Origin of the sequence: Emcibacter nanhaiensis (assembly GCF_006385175.1) — a bacterium.
Taxonomy (GTDB): Bacteria; Pseudomonadota; Alphaproteobacteria; order Sphingomonadales; family Emcibacteraceae; genus Emcibacter; species Emcibacter nanhaiensis.
In genome coordinates this window covers 446,613-462,288 of sequence record NZ_VFIY01000005.1, presented here as the reverse complement: position 1 = coordinate 462,288, position 15,676 = coordinate 446,613, and the positions used below count along the sequence as shown (strand labels likewise).

Here is a 15,676-nt window from a genome sequence, read left to right as displayed (position 1 = left end):
CACCTCAAAAACCGGAAGACAGCCTGAACAGCACAGAGGAAATATCCCCGGCCGTGGTGCTGTGTCCCGGGTTGATCTGATGCAGCATATTAACCCGAAGTGTCGCCCCGAAGAAACCGGCCATTTCCATCGCCAGCTCGATATCAATCTCGCGCCCGTCCGGCACCAGCGAGACCCGGCGGCTGGCGAAATTCAGCACGTCACTCACATAATCCCGGCTTTCCACATAGCTGACGCTGGCGGCGCCGCTGTCCACCCTGAGGGGCTGGCTGACCGCAAAGCTGACCTGTTCGCCCAGACCGGCCAGGTCGCGCCCTTTCAGCCCCAGCGAGAAACTGCTTGAGGTCAGCCGGTCCAGCCCGCCGAGCAGGCTTGCGGCGGCCGCCTCCACAGTGGTCAGGCCCCGGGAATAATTGCCAAACAGGCTGAGTTTGCCGGACAGCGCATAATCAAACCTGAGGGTGGCGAACAGGCTGCTGGCCCCCTCGCCGATTTTCAGGGCTCCGTCGGACAGGCTGCCGAGCACCGACCCGTCTTCGCGGAGCATCCCCAGGTCGACCCCGGCCGTGAAGGCAGCGGAGAGATCATGTTCCAGTTCGGTCAGCAGCAGCAGGCTTTCCGTTTCCAGGCCAATGCTGTCAAAGCGTTTCTGCCCCTGCCCCAGCGACATCCTGAAACGCGTTGCCTGTGTCACAGGCAGACCGGCCAGCGCCGTCGTGCTGCCGTCGCGGATCTGCAGGGACATAAAATCTCCCTTGCCGATGGTCAGGAAATCATCATGGTTATAGTCAGAGGTCAGTTCCGCCACGCTCAACCCGCTGGCCAGGCTGAACTGCGCCCCGCCCGGAAGGTCCTGACGGAAGGAAAAGCGCAGGTCGCGGACTCGCCTCTCCGCCACATTGCGATTGCTGAAATAAAGCTCGTCGATCTCCCGGAAACGATCTTCCTCCTTCCAGGAAAAACTGATGTCCGCCGTGGACGACAGGGTGAGCACGGCATCGCGGGACTGCAGGCTGCTGTCGGTAATGCTTTCCAGATCAGGACCCCGGTCATCGAGATGAATATTTTCGCCCAAGTCGATGCTGTAGGAGCGGTTATAGCCGTCGAGCATCATGCTGTCGGACAGGGCATCCGCCATCCCGGCGAGGCTGCCGAAAGCCCCGGGGGTGTAGACAACGGCCGTCTCCGTCGACACAGTGATCACCTCGCCAGTTGCGGTCTGCACCGCCACCGAAGTAGTGCCCTGCGGGGCAAAGGCTTCCGTCAGGTTGATCAGGCCGGAGCCGTAAACGCTGTCCAGCCCCTCATCACCCAGGTCGGTCGCGGTAGAATAGAGCAGTTCGGCCACTTGCTGGCCGGTCAGGTTGGGAAAGGCCTCGAACAGCAAGGCCGCCGCCCCGGCAATATGCGGGGTGGAGAATGAGGTGCCGGAATACGCCCATTTAAATTCCTCATTGATGTCTACTGCGGGGATCAACTCGCCAGCCGCCACCAGAAATACTTCCTGGGCGATCGTGCCGGCTTTGTAGCTGAAATCACTGATGACGTTATTTTCACCCACCGAGCCGGCAATGATGATCTGGCCGTTGGCCCAGCTTTGCAGGGCATCGAGTGCGGAGGCCTCGGGCTCATCCCCGGTGCCGGCCGGGTCATCGTCCTGAATATTGCCGGCGGAAACCACGATCACCAGTCCGGCTTCGACCGCATTTCTGAGGGCGTGGGAAAGCGTCGGCGTATTGGGGGCGTCGCCGCCAAGGCTGATGTTGATGACACTGGCGCCATGGGCCACCGCATAATCCACCGCCGCAGCAATGTCGCTGTCGTAAAAAGAACAATCCCCATCCGGCTCGCACGACCCCGGGTCCGCTGCATTGATGGCCAGGATCGTGGAATTGAAGGCCACGCCATGCACCCAATTGTCATTTTTATTGGCCGCGATGACCCCGGCCACGGCAGTGCCATGGCCATCCGGATCCGAATCTTCCACGTCCACATAACTTCCGGTGATGATATTGATGCTGTCGGGGCTGATATTGCCGACCAGCTCAGAATTATCCGTGTCGATTCCCGTATCGATGACGGCCACGGTAATGCCCTCGCCGGTCACCCCTTCCTCATAGGCGGCAATGGCGCCTATCTGGTCCAGTCCGTAATTCAGGCGATATTCGGCCGTATCATAATCAATCACCGGGATGACCGGATCAGGGTCCGGCGTGGCTGGTGTCGGCGAAGAGGTCACACCGCCGCCGCCCGAACCGCCGCAGGCGGTCAGCAGGCATACAGCAGAGGCAGAAACAAGCGTCCTGAGCATCATATTCATGCGTTTTCTTCCACCCCCTCCGTTCCGGCGGGAAACCGGATTCTATCCCACATCACAAGGGTACCGAAGGCTCCTTACCCAAAGGTTAAAACGCCCTTCGGCTCCATCTGCTATTCCGGCTATTCTTCCTCGTCCTCGAATTCCCGACGATTGAGGTTGCGGCGATAGATGAAATCAAACACCGTTTCCCATTCCTCACTGTCTTCCTTGCGCCGCTCGGAAATATTATGAATACTGCCGTCCTTGTCCGGGGTCCAGCTCATCCGGAAGATGTAACCGCCCAGCGGCTCGTCCGATGACAGGATAAAGGCTTTATCCTCCGGCCCGCCTTTCAGGATCTGTGAACCGGCTTGGTTGTCGACCCAGAACTGCACCCACTCTTTGCCGTTGAAGGCCGTCAGGCTTTTGCCGTTCATCCGGAAAGGCACCCCCGGGGAAGAAAAATAATCATCCAGCGAGATCCAGCTCTGCTGCAGGGCGCAGCCGGCCAGCGTCCGGCTGATCCGGTCAAAACCGACCAGCTTGCCGCTTTCACGGTCATAGACCAGCCATTCCCCGACCCAGAAATCAAACAGCCGGAACACCGGATGGGAACAGGGCACCACGGGCTTTTTCTCGTCCTTGGCATATCCCGGCGACACCCCCAGTACACTCAATATAAAAACCATTCCCACAACCCGGCCAACAGACATTCGGCATAACTCCCATTTGCGGTTTCAGCTTGTCCCGTGGCAGCATACTGGCATTGGAGCAAATTGCCAATTGCTTCCGCGACAGGAGTTTCTATGATCAGCTCCATAAACAGCGTGCCCTGGAAACCAGCAGGACCTGATGTCGAACGACCAGTCTGATAAAGACCTCTACTGGCAGGAGGGCCGGATCCCGGCTTCCCGTCAGTTTGAGGATATCTATTACAGCCCGGAAAACGGGCTGGAGGAAAGCCGCTATGTTTTCCTCCAGGGTATCGGTGCGCCGGAAGCATGGCGGAACAGGCACCGCGTCAGTATCGGCGAGACCGGTTTCGGCACCGGACTTAATTTCCTGCTCAGCGTCCATGAGTGGCTGCAGGTGGCTCCCGCAGACGCCCGGCTGTTTTATCTGTCGGTAGAGAAGTATCCCCTGGCGCCGGAAGATATCCGCAAAGCGCTGGCCCCTTGGCCGGAGCTTTGCGGAGAGCTGGAGGAATTGCTCGCCGCCTACCCCGAACCCATTCAGGGCTTTCACCAGCGCAGCCTGTTTGGCGGACGGGTCACTCTGCTTTTGTTGTTCGGCGATGCCTGCGACATGCTGGACAAAGTAGTGCCGGCGCCGCTGGACGCCTGGTATCTGGACGGATTTGCCCCGCGCCGCAACCCGGACATGTGGAACGAGCGGCTGTTTGCCGCCCTCGCCCGCCTGAGCGGTCCGGGTACCCGGCTCGCCACCTTCACCGCTGCCGGTTTCGTCCGGCGCGGCCTGGAGGACGCGGGCTTCGCCATGGAAAAAGCGCCGGGATTTGCCGGCAAACGGGAATGCCTGCGCGGCATCTTCACAGGGGACAGCGCGCAGCCCGAGCGCCCCTATCTCGTCGGAGAGCCCTGGTATAATCCACCTGCCCCTCTGCCCCGGTCCGGCCATATCGCTGTCGTCGGCGCCGGCATTGCCGGCATGATGGCCGGCTGGCACCTGACGCGCGCCGGCTACCGGGTGACGGTTCTCGACCGGCAGGAGGCCCCGATGCAGGAAGCGTCCGGAAACCCGGCCGCCATCCTGGATCCTTTCCTCAGCGTGGATGACGGACGGGAGGGGCGTTTTCATCGCCACGCCCTGCTGCATGCGTTGCAGTTTTACCGGAATCTGCCAGAGGGAATCTTTTACGCCTGCGGCCTGGAACGCCGGGCGGCCTCGGATAAAGAACAGACGCGCTTCAACCGGATCATGGAAACCACGCCGCTGCCGGAGCATCTCCTTGAACAGAAAGAGGACGGCAGCCTCTGTTTCCCGACCCTCGGCTACCTGATCCCGGAAAAACTTTGTGCCTTTCTGAACCGGGACCTGGATTTCCGCGGCGGCCAGCAGGTCGAAACGCTGGAAAAACGCGCCGGACGCTGGCATCTGCGGGATGAAAACGATCACACCCTGATCGAGACGGATGCGGTAATATTGGCCACACCGTCGCTGATCCGCAAGTTGCCCCTGACGTCGCACCTGCCGCTGGAGGCACTGAGCGGCCAGATCAGTCTGTTTCGCACGCCGGCGGCAGCGCCGGACCATGTGATCACCGAAGAAGGCTATGTGGTCCCCTCCCTGGTGCTGCAGGGCCGCCGGGTGACCGTCGCCGGCGCCAGTTTCCTGCCGCTGGCCGATCCCGACCTGATGCCCGCGGTGACAGAGCGGGAACATGATGAAAACCGCGCCAAAGCCGCCGCCCTGCTGCCGCAACTGGCCGGGGCCGACCTGCTTGGCGGACGCAGCGCCATCCGCTACTTCAGTCCCAACCACCTGCCCTATGCGGGACCGGTGCCGGACCGGGATTTTTACCTGCAGGAATATGAGTCGCTCCGCCACGGCCCGCGTCATAAACCCCTGCCCGACGCCCGTTATCACGGCGGCCTATATGTATTAAGCGCCCTCGGCGCCCGGGGTTTCCTGACTTCGCCCCTACTGGCCGCCCAACTGACAGGCCTGATCTGCGGCAATATCCCGCCGCTGGAACAGAAAATCTCCCATGCCCTGCATCCAGCCCGCTTCCTGATCCGTGAACTGGTCAAAGGACGTTAAAATCCACAACATCCTTTGACTTGGAACCGCCATAAAAATATGATGAGATGTAATAGATCCTGCCAACCTATAGGGAAAGACAATGACTGAAATCCACACACACCCGGTACCAAAAGAAGTGGCTGAACGGGCCCTCCTCACCAACGACCAGTATCTGGAAATGTACAAGCGCTCCGTCGAGGATCCGGACGGATTCTGGGGGGAAATGGGCAAAGTCGTGGACTGGATCAAACCCTACAGCAAAGTGAAGGACACTTCCTTTGACAAGGACGACCTGCATGTGCGCTGGTTTGAGGACGGCACGCTCAATGTTTCCTATAACTGTATCGACCGCCACCTGCCGGAAAAGGCTGACCAGGTGGCCATTATTTTTGAAGGCGACGACCCGAGTGTTTCGCGCACCATCACCTACCGGGAACTCTATGAAGAAGTCTGCCGCTTCGCCAACGTACTGAAAGAGCATAACGTGAAGAAGGGCGACCGGGTCACCATCTATATGCCGATGATCCCCGAAGCCCTGTTCGCCATGCAGGCCTGCGCCCGGCTCGGCGCCATGCACAGCGTGGTGTTCGGCGGCTTCTCTCCGGAAGCCCTGGCCGGACGGGTCCATGACTGTAAAAGCCATATCATCATCACCGCCGACGAAGGCCGCCGCGGCGGCCGCCTTGTGCCGCTCAAGGCCAATGTGGACAAGGCCCTGGAGCACAAGGACATAAGCGTGCAGAATGTGATTGTGGTGCGCAATACCGGCAACGATGTTCCCTTCACCGAAGGCCGCGACGTCTGGTATCAGGATGCCGCCGCCCAGGTTCCGGCCGAGTGTGAGCCTGTGGAAATGAATGCGGAGGATCCGCTGTTCATCCTCTATACCTCCGGCTCCACCGGCCAGCCGAAAGGGGTGCTGCACACCACCGGCGGCTATCTGGTCTATACCACCCTGACCTTTAAATATGTGTTCGACTATCATGACGGCGACGTCTACTGGTGTGCTGCCGATGTGGGCTGGATCACCGGCCATAGCTATATCTGCTATGCGCCGCTTGCCAACGGCGCCACCATGGTGTTTTTCGAGGGCGTCCCCACCTGGCCCGACGCCGGGCGGCTGTGGCAGACGGTGGAAAAACACAAGGTGAATATCCTTTATACCGCGCCCACCGCCATTCGCGCCCTGATGGGCGCCGGGGACGAATTTGTTACCAAATATGACCGTTCCAGCCTGAAGCTGCTCGGCTCCGTGGGTGAACCTATCAACCCGGAAGCCTGGGAATGGTATTACCGGGTGGTTGGCGACAGCCGCTGCCCGATCGTGGACACCTGGTGGCAGACGGAAACCGGCGGCATCATGATCACGCCGCTGCCCGGCGCCACCGACCTGAAACCGGGCTCCGCCACCCGTCCTTTCTTTGGCATCAAGCCGCAGCTTGTGGACAATGAAGGCAATGTACTGGATGAAAATGCGGAAGGCAACCTGGTGATTACCGACAGCTGGCCCGGCCAGATGCGGACGGTTTACGGCGATCATGACCGCTTCTACATGACCTATTTCGCCAACTATAAAGGCAAATATTTCACCGGTGACGGCTGCCACCGGGACAAGGACGGCTATTACTGGATCACCGGCCGGGTCGACGACGTGATCAATGTGTCCGGCCACCGCATGGGCACGGCCGAAGTGGAAAGCGCCCTGGTCGCCCACCATGACGTGGCCGAAGCCGCCGTGGTCGGCTATCCCCACAATATCAAGGGCCAGGGCATCTATGCCTATGTCACCCTCAACCATGGCGTCACCCCGACGGAAGAGCTGCGGAAAGAACTGGTCCAGTGGGTCCGCAACGAAATCGGCCCCATTGCCACCCCGGACCTGATCCAGTTCTCTCCGGGCCTGCCCAAGACCCGTTCCGGCAAGATCATGCGCCGCATCCTGCGCAAGATTGCCGAGAACGAATATTCCAATCTGGGCGACACCTCCACCCTGGCGGAACCGGCTGTGGTGGAGGAACTTATCGAAAACCGGCAGAACCGGTAACTACGTACTTGTAAGGAAAAGCCGGGCCTGGAGCCCGGCTTTTTTTGTTATCAGGGTTTTCATGAGGCAAGAGGACGAAAGCTACCGGATCTGCTGTTTTTTCTCCAGGGTTTCCGCGGCCTTTTCCTCTTCCCCCAGGGCGGCATAGGTGTCCGCCATCAGGGTGTAAAAACGCGGTTCCTGGATCTTCCGGTTGATGATCTCCCGGAGATGGGAGAGAGCCACATCATAGTTGCCCTCTTCATAGGCTTCCTTTGCCATGTAGTAGCGGTAATAGGGGTTTTTCATCTGATAGTCCCGGGCTACCTTTTCAAAATAAGCCGCTTTTTCCGGCTCGCCCATCAGGTCGTAAAGAATATGGAGATTATTGAGGGCGGAATAATTGTCCCGTTTCCTGGCCAGGGCGATAAAATAGGCCCGCTCTGCATAATTGTATTTTTCATTCAGCCGGTAAAACACCCCCAAATTCGACCAGAACTGGGAATTACCCGGCGCAAGTCTGATGGCTTTGGCAAAATACCTGAAGGCGTTCTTCATATCCCCCTGGTCCAGATATTCCGCGCCAAGGTTGCTATAGTAATGTCCTTCGGCTTCCTGATCGCCGATCAGTTCGGTCTTGTAGTATGGTTTGACATTCACACGGTCGATATCCACCACGGTGGTTTTCATTTCGTTGGACGTGATGCGGACATTGACATGACGATTGGCATAAATCAGTCTGTCGTCCACAGGCGTCCAGTCCGGCGGAATTTCGACTTCCTGAAATGTTGCCCTAAGGCCCCTTTCCCGCGCCATGAGCGCGATCAGGTAACTGAATCCGAGGCAGTTGCCTTCCGCCTTGCGGAAAGCCTCCCGGGCCGTGTAGGTGACCGACTTGTTGTAATCCATATTCAACCCGCCGCTACCGACCACAGAAGTAAGAATTGATCTGATTGTTACATAATCGCTCTGTATGAGGGGAACCTTTTGGTCCAGAAAGGCCCGCATCTCCGGACTCATTTCGAGAACACCGTCTTCAGGCAATGTCAGGGACACAGCCTCTGCCCCGAAAAGCTCCCGGCCTGACAGCAGGTCTTCGGTTGTAATTTTCGCAGATTTATCGGACTGTTTGTCGCCATAAAAAGTAGCACACCCCGCCAACACCAGCAGAGATGTCAGGATGATCAATCTGGATATAAGTTTCAGCGGGGCTCCCAAACCGCTCCAATCACGCATATGCTCACCTATATTCCCCCTACTAAACTTACCCCGTTTTTCTATTTATCTTCCTTAATGTACCACAAATCACAGGCCTTCCGGGTCAATAATCCGTGAACCGCGCCTGCGAGGGCCCTCTAAACAAGGACCCCTGCAACGGTATTTGCCACTATTTGCATATACTGATATGGATCTTTTCGTGTGAATTACAAGTAATTTTGTAGTACAATGTGCACCTCTACTCTGACCACATTAATCTCGTACAACCAGAACTCAAGGAGGCTCAAAATGGGTATGGCTTTATCCCTCAGAGATTATCTCAGGAGCATGAACTCCTCTCACGAAACACTGACCCACCCGCATGCCGACCGCAGCAATTATGTCGCAAAAAGCGCCCATATTCCGGGCGCCAAGCTGGCCAAGGGCGTATTACTGGCCTCGGGCACCGGTTATATGCTGGCAGTCATTCCCGCCGATCACCGGCTCGATATCCACAAGATCGAGAATATCATCAAAGAGAAAGTGGATATGGCGTCGGAAGGCGAGGTGGAAATGATTTTCAACGACTGCGACCCCGGCGCCGTGCCGCCGGTCGGGCAGGCCTATGGCCTGACGGTGTTCCTGGATGACCATCTTGCCGACTGTGACGACATCTACCTGGAAGGCGGGGACCATGAATCCCTGGTCCACATGGAAGCGGACAACTTCCGCCATGTCATGCAGGGGGCAGTCTACGGCGATTTCACCCGCGACGTGGAGTATGCCGAAAGAGTCTAGTTGCCGTCGGTCGCTGATTGAACGATTTCCGAGACCTGTTCCCAGACTTGGTTGGGCACCAGGAAAGTGAGTGAATAGTGGGCGATCTTCCACGCGTCGTCCTCCTTCACCACCACGCCTGTACCGCGGAAATCACCCCATTTTTCCGATCGGGTGATTTCATCGAACCAGCCGGTGCGGCCATCCGGGGAAAAATCAATGTGCTTTTCAACGGACCGGTAGGACCAGCCCTTGCCGTCCCTGAAACGTTCACCGACATATTTTTCAAACTCGGGATAGGGCCAGCGTTCCCGGCTGTCGGTGCCCATAAACACCGAATCCCTGGTCATGGAGCCCAGGTAGCGCTCCTTGTCACCCTTGTCGGCCGCGTCGTGGAATCCGTCCAGCAGGGCGGCAACCGCCCGTTCCTCCGCTGCCCGGTCAAAAGCCAGCGCCTGCGAGGCCAGAAAGAACACCGAGATGACGCCCAGGGTTATGGTTCTGACATTCATGAGCTATCCTCCCGCAAACATGATATTGACGCGCCGGTTGCGCTTGCCCTTGTTTTCAATCTTGCTGACCCTGAGCGCGCCGATTTCCCCGGTCCGCTTGACATGGGTGCCGCCACAGGGCTGCAGGTCCACGCCGTTCCCAACCTTCATCAGGCGCACACGGCCGGACCCCCGCGGCGGCTGCACCGACATGGTGCGCACCAGTTCCGGGTTTTGATCCAGCTGCTGTTCCGTGATCCAGTAACTGTCAACCACATGGTCTTCCTCCACCAGACGATTGAGCGTGGCTGAGATCTCCTCTTTGTCCAGGGTTCGGTCACCGATATCAAAGTCGAGCCGGCTCTTGTCTTCACCGATCTGGCCGCCGGTCACCCCGCAGGGCACCGCGGCACAGAGCAGATGAAGCGCGGTATGCATGCGCATATGCCGGTACCGCCGGTCCCAGTCGATTTCGGCCCTGACTTTGGCTCCGGCCGCAGGCAGGGTCTGGCCCTCCTCCGGCACATGGATCACCTCGCCGCTATCCCGGTCCGTGACCGTGGTAGAGATTTTGATCTCACGACCATCCTCCAGCACAAGCCGGCCGCTGTCGCCGGGCTGACCGCCGCCAGTGGGATAGAAAACAGTCTGATCAAGAATGATCCCGCCGTGCGGATTGACGTCCGTCACGACAGCGGAACAACGTCGGAGATAGGCGTCCTCGCGGAACAGCTCCTTTGTCATCTTTATATCCCCTTTTTCTAATCTAATAAAACCATAACAGAAAAAGGGTCTTAAGGGAAAGAATCAGAAGTGGGAACAGCAAACGGCCCGCACAAAAAAGGCGGCTCCCAAAGCCGCCTTATGAAACACTCCGGCAGATCACTCAGCGCCGGTACTGGTTATGCCGCCGGCCGACAATACCGACGATATCTGACATGATCTCCGACATCTGGTAATCCTTGGGCGTATAGACCCGGGCCACGCCCATGTCGAGCAACTGCTTTTCATCCTCGGGCGGGATAATGCCGCCGACAATCACCGGAATATCCTCAAGTCCGGCCTTCTTCATCCGCTCCATCACATCCCGGACCAGCGGCAGGTGGGAGCCGGACAGGATCGACAGACCCACCGCATGCACCCCTTCCTCGAGCGCCGCATTGACGATCTGCGCCGGGGTCAGGCGAATACCTTCATAGACCACTTCCATCCCGGAATCGCGCGCCTTGACCGCAATCTGTTCGGCGCCGTTGGAATGACCGTCGAGGCCCGGTTTGCCGACCAGGAACTTGAGGCGGCGACCGAGCTTGTCGCTGACCTCGTCCACCTGATGGCGCACATCCTCCAGGCTGTCGCCGGCTTCGCCGCGCGCCGCCTTGCCGACCCCGGTCGGGGCGCGATATTCGCCGTAAACCTCGCGCAGGGTCTGGGCCCATTCGCCGGTGGTCACCCCGGCCTTGGCCGCTGTGATGGACGGCTCCATGATATTGCGGCCTTCCTGCGCGGCCTGTTTAAGCTCCGCCAGGGCGCTATCCACCGCTTTGTCGTCGCGGCTGTCGCGCCAGGCCTTGAGCCGCTCGATCTGCTCCTGCTCGGCGGCCGGATCGACGGTCATGATGCCGCCGTCTTCCTCACTTACCAGCGGTGACGGCGCGGTCTCGGTGAATTTATTGACCCCGACCACGGTCTGTTCACCGCTTTCAATGGCCCCGAGCCGGGCGCTGTTGGATTCCACCAGCTTCTGCTTCATGTAGCTGCTGTCCACGGCGGCAATGGCGCCGCCCATCTCTTCGATTCGGGCCAGTTCGGCGCGGGCTTCCTCTTTCAGGGCCTCCACCTTGGCCGTCATCACGGTGGACCCGTCAAACAGGTCCTCATATTCCAGCAGGTCGGTCTCGAAGGCCATGATCTGCTGCAGGCGCAGCGACCATTGCTGGTCCCAGGGGCGCGGCAGGCCAAGCGCCTCGTTCCAGGCCGGAAGCTGTACCGCCCGGGCCCGGGCCTTTTTGCTCAGCACCACCGCCAGCATCTCGAGCAGGATACGGTAGACATTATTTTCCGGCTGTTGTTCGGTCAGGCCGAGGCTGTTGACCTGGACGCCATAACGGAAGCGGCGATATTTCTCCTCCTCCACACCGTATCGTTCCCGGGTGATTTCATCCCACAGCTCGACAAAGGCCCGCATCTTGGCGATCTCGGTGACAAAGCGCAGGCCGGCATTGACGAAGAAGCTGATTCGGCCCACCACCTTGGGAAATTCCTCTGCCGGCACCTGGCCGCTGTCGCGCACCGAATCGAGTACCGCCACCGCCGTCGCCAGAGCGTAGGCCAGTTCCTGCACCGGTGTCGCACCGGCTTCCTGCAGGTGATAGGAGCAGACATTGGTCGGATTCCATTTGGGAATCTCCCGGTAGGTGAAGCTGATGACGTCAGTGATCAGCTTCATGCTGGGTTCGGGCGGGAAGATATAGGTCCCTCGACTTAAGTATTCTTTTATCAGGTCGTTCTGTACGGTACCATTGAGCCTGGAACGATCGGCGCCCTGCTCTTCCGCCGCCGCCACATAGAGGGCCAGCAGCCAGGGCGCGGTGGCGTTGATGGTCATGGAGGTATTCATCTGCTCCAGCGGGATCTGGTCGAACAGGGCCTGCATATCGCCGAGGTGGCAAACCGGTACGCCCACCTTGCCCACTTCGCCCCGGGACAGCACATGATCGCTGTCGTAACCGGTCTGAGTCGGCAGGTCGAATGCCACAGAGAGACCGGTCTGGCCCTTGCCCAGGTTGGTCCGGTAGAGCTCGTTGGAGGCTGTGGCCGATGAATGCCCCGAATATGTCCTGAACAGCCAGGGCCTGTCTTTTTGTGCTTTTTCCATATTGCTCTCGTCCCTCTTATTGCAAAGCAGCAATTATTTAATGCTTAAACTAATTGTTTTATTACCAAAATCAATGGTTTTAAAAAAATATTATTTCTCACTAGACCTGAATTAAGAAATAATATAATTATTATTGCGATGCAATAAAAAATGCCGTTTAATATGGTATCATATTGCTGCGGGACAGTAAAAAAATTCCGGCCCCGGGGAGAAAAACCGGGCCCCGACGGCGCATCAAGGGATACACACACAGCTTATCGAGGGACAACATGAGTAAACTGACAGCCGAGGAAATTGCCGAACGGGAAAACCTGGAAGGCAAATTCGAAAAAAAGGACCTGTATGAGGTCGGGGAGATCCCGCCCGTCGGTCACGTGCCGGCCAAAATGTATGCCTGGGCGATCCGCCCGGACCGGCTTGGCCCGCCGGAACAATCCTTCCAGCAGGAAGTGGTTGATGTGCCGGAAATCGATTCCGACGAAGTGCTGATTCTGGTGATGGCCGCCGGCGTCAACTACAACGGCGTCTGGGCCGGCCTCGGCATCCCCATGTCCGTCTTTGACGTGCATGGCGCCGACTATCATATCGCCGGCTCCGATGCCGCCGGGATTGTCTATAAGGTCGGCAGCCGGGTCAAACGCTTCAAGGTCGGTGACGAAGTTGTGGTCCACTGTAACCAGGACGATGGTGACGACGAGGAATGCAACGGCGGCGACCCGATGTTCTCCACCAGCCAGCGCATCTGGGGTTATGAGACCCCGGACGGCTCCTTCGCCCAGTTCGCCAAGGTCCAGGCGCGCCAGCTGATGCCGCGGCCCAAGCACCTGACCTGGGAGGAAAGCGCCTGTTATGTGCTCACCCTCGCCACCGCCTACCGCATGCTGTTCGGGCATCGCCCGCATATCCTGCGCCCGGGTCATAATGTCCTGGTGTGGGGCGCCTCCGGCGGCCTCGGCTCCATGGCGATCCAGCTGATTGCCGCTGCCGGGGCTCATGCCATCGGTGTGATCTCGGAAGAGGACAAGCGCGAATTTGTCATGTCGCTCGGCGCCAAGGGCGTGATCAACCGCAAGGATTATGATTGCTGGGGCCAGCTCCCCCCGGTCAGCGAGACCAAAGAATATGGCGAATATCTGAAAAAAACCCGTGAATTCGGCAAGGCCATCTGGAACATCACCGGCAAGGGCAATGACGTGGACAGCGTGTTCGAACACCCCGGCGAAGCCACCTTCCCGGTGTCCTGTTTCGTGGTCAAGCGCGGCGGCATGGTAGTCTTCTGCGCCGGCACCACCGGCTACAACATCACCTTTGACGCCCGCTTTGTCTGGATGCGCCAGAAACGTATCCAGGGCAGCCACTTTGCCAACCTCAAGCAGGCCTCCGAAGCCAACCGGCTGGTCATTGATCGCCGCATCGATCCCTGCATGTCAGAGGTCTTTTCCTGGAACGACATTCCCCGCGCCCATACCAAAATGTGGAAGAACCAGCACAAGCCCGGCAATATGGCGGTCCTTGTTTCCGCCAAAACCCCGGGGCTGACCACTTTTGAAGACGCCGTCGAAGCCGGCAACAACGGCTAGGGAGAAGTCAAATGACCTTTGAACTGTTTCCCGCCTGCGAGGCCGCCCTTGCGGCGGCGGACAAGCTGGTGGCGTCTGCGCGGGACGGCCTGCGCGCCCATCTGGTCAAGGACGGCAAGCTCGACCGCACCCTGATGGCCGAGCACCAGTTCGAATGCCACGGCCTGTCCTGGATTGCGACCTATGCGGAAACCCTGCGCCAGACCCTGGAGTGGGCGAAGAACCTGTCCACCGAAGGCAAGTTCACCGAACTTGAGGAACTGATCCTGCGGGTCGGTTTCGGCGAATATCTGAGCCAGATGCGTGGCGGCATCCCCATGAGCCAAGGCGAAATCATCCGGCCCGATGCCATGTGGGTGTCCATTGATGACGTCAACGCCTTCGGCACCGAAGAAGTGATCTACCTGATCGAGACCGGCAACACCCCGGAAAACCGTGAAAAGATCGCCCGGCTGGTGGAACACAGTCTTGATTCCGGGGAATTCGGCAATCTGGGCCTGGATGAAATGTATGAAATGATCCGCGACCAGTTCCGCCGCTTCGCCAACGAGGAAGTCATTCCCCATGCCCACGGCTGGCACGAGCGCGACGACTATATCCCCATGGAGGTCATCGACAAGATGAGCGAAATGGGCGTGTTCGGCCTGACCATCCCCGAACAATATGGCGGATCGGAGCTGGGCAAGACCAGCATGTGTATCGTGTCCGAGGAACTGAGCCGCGGTTATATCGGCGTCGGCTCGCTCGGCACCCGCTCGGAAATTGCCGCCGAACTGATCATGGGCGGCGGCACCGAGGAACAGAAGGCGCAATGGCTGCCGAAGATCGCCACCGGTGAAATCCTGCCGACGGCGGTCTTCACCGAACCCAATACCGGCTCCGACCTCGGATCGCTCAGGACCCGCGCGGTCAGGGACGGCGACAGCTATACCATCACCGGCAACAAGACCTGGATCACCCATGCGGCCCGGGCCGATGTCATGACCCTGCTGGCCCGCACCAACCCCAATGAACCGGGCTACAAGGGACTGAGCATGTTCCTGGCCGAAAAAGAACGCGGCACCGAAGACAATCCGTTCCCCACCGACGGCATGACCGGCGGCGAGATCGAGGTGCTGGGCTATCGCGGCATGAAGGAATTCGAGCTCGGCTTTGACGGCTTCAAGGTCAAGGCGGAAAACCTGCTCGGCGGCGAGGAAGGCAACGGCTTCAAACAGCTGATGGTCACCTTCGAGAGCGCCCGCATCCAGACCGCGGCCCGCGCGCTCGGCGTCGCCCAGTGCGCCCTGGAGCTGGGCCTGCGTTACGCCACCGAACGCATCCAGTTCGGCCAGCCCATCTTCAACTTCCCCCGGGTACACAGCAAGATTGCGCTGGCGGTTGTGGAAATCATGATGACCCGGCAGCTGACCTATTTCGCCGCCCGGCAGAAGGACGAAGACAAGCGCTGCGACCTGGAGGCCGGCATGGCCAAGCTGCTTGGCGCCCGGGTCGCCTGGTCCACCGCCGACAACGCGCTGCAGATCCACGGCGGCAACGGTTATGCGCTGGAATATGCCATCAGCCGGGTGCTGTGCGATGCCCGCATCCTGAATATTTTCGAGGGCGCAGCGGAAATCCAGGCCGATGTGATCGCCCGGCGGCTGCTCTCCGAAGCCGGCAACTGATCAA

The 15,676-nt window shown here is 59.1% G+C and carries 11 protein-coding genes; 5 read left to right on the top strand and 6 right to left on the bottom strand.

The genetic code is table 11. The features are described 5' to 3' along the window. Positions 1 to 4 precede the first annotated feature (4 nt). Together FIV46_RS06055 and FIV46_RS06050 are read right to left on the bottom strand one after the other, a co-directional pair. Complete coding sequence (locus FIV46_RS06055) at positions 5 to 2,320, bottom strand: S8 family peptidase (RefSeq protein ID WP_139939476.1); 2,316 nt, start codon at positions 2,318 to 2,320, stop codon at positions 5 to 7. 119 nt (positions 2,321 to 2,439) lie between these two features. Further along, the gene (locus FIV46_RS06050) at positions 2,440 to 2,988 is read right to left on the bottom strand and encodes a hypothetical protein (RefSeq protein WP_139939474.1); all 549 of its coding nucleotides are present in this window, start codon (positions 2,986 to 2,988) and stop codon (positions 2,440 to 2,442) included. Positions 2,989 to 3,151: 163 nt separating this feature from the next. Between FIV46_RS06050 and mnmC the strand changes: the two genes are divergently transcribed. Both mnmC and acs read left to right on the top strand, forming a co-directional pair. Next, complete coding sequence (gene mnmC, locus FIV46_RS06045) at positions 3,152 to 5,080, top strand: bifunctional tRNA (5-methylaminomethyl-2-thiouridine)(34)-methyltransferase MnmC2/FAD-dependent 5-carboxymethylaminomethyl-2-thiouridine(34) oxidoreductase MnmC1 (RefSeq protein ID WP_139939472.1); 1,929 nt, start codon at positions 3,152 to 3,154, stop codon at positions 5,078 to 5,080. An 82-nt stretch (positions 5,081 to 5,162) separates the two neighbouring features. Beyond that, positions 5,163 to 7,106: an acetate--CoA ligase gene (acs, locus tag FIV46_RS06040; RefSeq protein WP_139939470.1), complete on the top strand. Its 1,944-nt coding sequence runs from the start codon at positions 5,163 to 5,165 to the stop codon at positions 7,104 to 7,106. A gap of 81 nt (positions 7,107 to 7,187) precedes the next feature. Here acs and FIV46_RS06035 read toward each other — a convergent pair whose 3' ends face one another. Next, positions 7,188 to 8,321 (bottom strand): tetratricopeptide repeat protein, encoded by a 1,134-nt coding sequence (locus tag FIV46_RS06035; RefSeq protein WP_139939468.1) that lies wholly within the window; start codon positions 8,319 to 8,321, stop codon positions 7,188 to 7,190. A gap of 270 nt (positions 8,322 to 8,591) precedes the next feature. On the opposite strand from FIV46_RS06035, the gene FIV46_RS06030 reads away from it, so the two are divergent. After that, positions 8,592 to 9,080 carry an aminoacyl-tRNA deacylase gene (locus tag FIV46_RS06030; RefSeq protein WP_181163077.1) on the top strand — a complete coding sequence of 163 codons (489 nt, stop codon included), beginning with the start codon at positions 8,592 to 8,594 and terminating at the stop codon, positions 9,078 to 9,080. On the opposite strand, the gene FIV46_RS06025 is transcribed toward FIV46_RS06030, so the two are convergent. The 3 genes from FIV46_RS06025 to FIV46_RS06015 all read right to left on the bottom strand — a co-directional run bounded on the left by FIV46_RS06025 (position 9,077) and on the right by FIV46_RS06015 (position 12,425). Further along, positions 9,077 to 9,571 (bottom strand): nuclear transport factor 2 family protein, encoded by a 495-nt coding sequence (locus FIV46_RS06025; protein WP_139939464.1) that lies wholly within the window; start codon positions 9,569 to 9,571, stop codon positions 9,077 to 9,079. The two genes, FIV46_RS06030 and FIV46_RS06025, sit on opposite strands and share 4 nt — an antisense overlap. 3 nt (positions 9,572 to 9,574) lie before the next feature. Beyond that, positions 9,575 to 10,294, bottom strand: a complete 720-nt coding sequence (locus FIV46_RS06020) for an alanyl-tRNA editing protein (protein WP_139939462.1) — start codon at positions 10,292 to 10,294, stop codon at positions 9,575 to 9,577. A gap of 142 nt (positions 10,295 to 10,436) precedes the next feature. Continuing rightward, positions 10,437 to 12,425, bottom strand: coding sequence for a protein meaA (locus FIV46_RS06015; RefSeq protein WP_139939460.1), 1,989 nt, complete (start codon positions 12,423 to 12,425; stop codon positions 10,437 to 10,439). A gap of 269 nt (positions 12,426 to 12,694) precedes the next feature. Between FIV46_RS06015 and ccrA the strand changes: the two genes are divergently transcribed. Then, positions 12,695 to 14,005 (top strand): crotonyl-CoA carboxylase/reductase, encoded by a 1,311-nt coding sequence (gene ccrA, locus FIV46_RS06010; protein ID WP_139939458.1) that lies wholly within the window; start codon positions 12,695 to 12,697, stop codon positions 14,003 to 14,005. A gap of 11 nt (positions 14,006 to 14,016) precedes the next feature. Next, on the top strand, positions 14,017 to 15,672 hold the full coding sequence (locus tag FIV46_RS06005; protein ID WP_139939456.1) for an acyl-CoA dehydrogenase family protein: 1,656 nt from the start codon (positions 14,017 to 14,019) through the stop codon (positions 15,670 to 15,672). The last annotated feature ends 4 nt before the right edge of the window (positions 15,673 to 15,676 follow it).

Bases quoted from the DNA above. Each gene is read 5' to 3' on its own strand.
- acs (WP_139939470.1), top strand. From the start codon at position 5,163: ATGACTGAAATCCACACACACCCGGTACCAAAAGAAGTGGCTGAACGG.
- FIV46_RS06025 (WP_139939464.1), bottom strand. From the start codon at position 9,571: ATGAATGTCAGAACCATAACCCTGGGCGTCATCTCGGTGTTCTTTCTG.
- FIV46_RS06030 (WP_181163077.1), top strand. From the start codon at position 8,592: ATGGGTATGGCTTTATCCCTCAGAGATTATCTCAGGAGCATGAACTCC.
- ccrA (WP_139939458.1), top strand. From the start codon at position 12,695: ATGAGTAAACTGACAGCCGAGGAAATTGCCGAACGGGAAAACCTGGAA.
- FIV46_RS06020 (WP_139939462.1), bottom strand. From the start codon at position 10,294: ATGACAAAGGAGCTGTTCCGCGAGGACGCCTATCTCCGACGTTGTTCC.
- FIV46_RS06015 (WP_139939460.1), bottom strand. From the start codon at position 12,425: ATGGAAAAAGCACAAAAAGACAGGCCCTGGCTGTTCAGGACATATTCG.
- FIV46_RS06050 (WP_139939474.1), bottom strand. From the start codon at position 2,988: ATGGTTTTTATATTGAGTGTACTGGGGGTGTCGCCGGGATATGCCAAG.
- FIV46_RS06055 (WP_139939476.1), bottom strand. From the start codon at position 2,320: ATGAATATGATGCTCAGGACGCTTGTTTCTGCCTCTGCTGTATGCCTG.
- FIV46_RS06005 (WP_139939456.1), top strand. From the start codon at position 14,017: ATGACCTTTGAACTGTTTCCCGCCTGCGAGGCCGCCCTTGCGGCGGCG.
- FIV46_RS06035 (WP_139939468.1), bottom strand. From the start codon at position 8,321: ATGCGTGATTGGAGCGGTTTGGGAGCCCCGCTGAAACTTATATCCAGA.
- mnmC (WP_139939472.1), top strand. From the start codon at position 3,152: ATGTCGAACGACCAGTCTGATAAAGACCTCTACTGGCAGGAGGGCCGG.